This is a genomic window from Actinobaculum suis (genome assembly GCF_900102025.1).
Lineage (GTDB): Bacteria > Actinomycetota > Actinomycetes > Actinomycetales > Actinomycetaceae > Actinobaculum > Actinobaculum suis.
The window spans coordinates 1-1025 of record NZ_FNAU01000038.1; the positions used below are offsets into that span (position 1 = coordinate 1).

At 52.7% G+C, this 1025-nt stretch carries 1 pseudogene; it reads right to left on the reverse strand.

Annotated features, from left to right (window positions below):
* Window positions 1–37: 37 nt before the first annotated feature.
* Window positions 38–1025, reverse strand: a pseudogene (locus BLT47_RS08825) (IS3 family transposase); the annotation flags it as partial.

The following is a 1025-nucleotide window of genomic DNA, read 5'->3' on the forward strand; positions in this document are numbered from 1 at the left end:
GGGCCCGACCCCCGGAAAGTGGACATGGGGGTGGTGTTTATGCTGCAAGGTCAAGTGTAGCTGACGCGTGTTTTTCGAAGGTGTCTGGGGCCTGGTAATTGCACCAGGTGTGCAATCGTTTCGTGTTATACCGAGTACACCACGCAAAGACCTGCCGGCGGCAGGAGAGCATGTTGGGGAAAACCTTCGCATTTTTGAGAACTTCTCGTTTGAGCGTTGCATTAAATGACTCTGCCAGCGCGTTATCGGCACTACTGCCTACAGCTCCCATGGATTGTTGTACTCCCAACTGGCGGCATGTTTCTTGAAATACAGAGGAGGTGTATACACTGCCGTGATCAGAATGGAAAATCGTTCCACGCAAGGATCCTCGCTGGTCTGCGGCCATCAGTAATGCCTCTCGGGCGAGTTCAACACGCATGTGATCTGCAATCGCAAAACCGACCAGTTTCCGGGAGAAACAGTCAATCACAGTAGCCAGATACATATTCTTTTGCCCGGCAAGGGGAAGATATGTAATGTCCCCGACAAGCTTGTCGTTAGGCCTGGCCGCGGTGAAATCACGCTCGAGAAGATCATCAAAGACCCGCTTATGTGGATCACTGACAGTAGTGCGAACACGACGTTTTTTCGTAAAACCTGCCAACCCGAGAGCTTTCATCACCCGTGCTACGCGTTTGTGATTTACCGGCTGGTCCGGGGTCTGCGCAGTAAGCAACGCGGCTATACGTTTAGCACCATACAAGCCACCTTCCGCCTCGAAAGCGATCCGAATTCGCTCCCCTAGCAGCCCGTCAGCGTATACCTGTTGCTCGCGCCGGGCCGCATTTGCGGCCCACTTGTAATAGGAAGAACGCCTTACTTTCAGTACGGTACACATCCGCTTGACTGAGAACTCAGTACGGTGGTCCTCGATGAACTTGAAGCGGATCACAAGCCCATCTCCTTCGCGAAATACTGCGCCGCCTTGCGCAAAATATCGCGTTCTTCTTTCAAAAGCGCGTTTTCCTTTTCGAGTTGTCGGA